Below are 1,017 nucleotides of genomic sequence, written 5' to 3' on the forward strand. Positions count from 1 at the left end.
CCCGTTGTGCTAATTAAGTTATAGCAACCTTCAAGTTATTAATAGGTCTATCAAAAACAAATTTATTTATGTATTGGATCAGTGTAAGAGCAGTAATCTTGGCAAGGATTCTTGTTTTAAACCCATTGAAAGTTTTGGCGTAGTTTCTTCTGATCATGAATTGGTCACAAAGTTGTGAAAAGAGGGTTTCAAGTCTTTTCCTGGTTTTCCTAAATAGCCAATCTTGTTTGACATAATTCTTTTGATTTGATCTCATAGGGGTTTCAAGCTTGATATTTGCTGTATGGAACAAGTCCAATTGAATAGATGATGACAAATATCCTTTATCTCCAATAAGCACACATTCAGACAGTTGTGAATTCATTTCCGAAAGAAATGTTGTATCATGTACGTTTGCCTTGGTTAACTCAATAGACTGAAATACTCCGTTCACAGAACAGACACCCTGAAGTTTATATCCATAGAAATACATTTTCTGGGATGCGCAGTACCCTTTTTCAGGAGAGGTTTCATAAACTTCACTACAGATTTTGGAGCGTCTCTCCCGTGAAAGTTTACATATTTCTAGCGGCATGGAATCAATAATGAAGTATTCCTCAAATTCCAGGAATCTCTCGGCCAGACTTCTCCTGACAAGATCCAGAACATAGAAGAGTCCTCTTTTACGTCGATTGAATCTGGAGCGGTCAATAATATTGGAAAATGCGTCGGAATAATCTGATCGGATTTTACCAAACAACCAGTTTTCACTATCAAGAGACATATATTCGGAGGTAATAGTAAGTGCAATCACTTCTAAATCAGAGAATTCGGGTCTTGGCCCAGGTTTGGTAAGATTACCAGACGGATCAAAAACAGAAAGATTGAGAGATTTGATAGTTTGGAGAACTTTATCGAAATTGGACTTAATATCGTGCATCGGCTTGTTTTAGTGAGTTTTTGGTAGTACTCTAATTTACTAAAATTCAAGCAGATGCACATATTATTTTGATTCATTATTAACTAGCACAACGGGTT

Annotated in this window: 1 protein-coding gene; it reads right to left on the reverse strand. The window is 36.3% G+C overall.

Annotation, left to right across the window (positions count from 1 at the left end; genetic code table 11):
• Positions 1-13 precede the first annotated feature (13 nt).
• On the reverse strand, positions 14-919 hold the full coding sequence (locus tag B879_RS20935; RefSeq protein WP_009187209.1) for an IS982 family transposase: 906 nt from the start codon (positions 917-919) through the stop codon (positions 14-16).
• Between the last annotated feature and the right edge of the window lie 98 nt (positions 920-1,017).

The organism is Cecembia lonarensis LW9, from assembly GCF_000298295.1.
GTDB classification, from domain to species: Bacteria; Bacteroidota; Bacteroidia; order Cytophagales; family Cyclobacteriaceae; genus Cecembia; species Cecembia lonarensis.

Bases quoted from the DNA above. Each gene is read 5' to 3' on its own strand.
- B879_RS20935 (WP_009187209.1), bottom strand. From the start codon at position 919: ATGCACGATATTAAGTCCAATTTCGATAAAGTTCTCCAAACTATCAAA.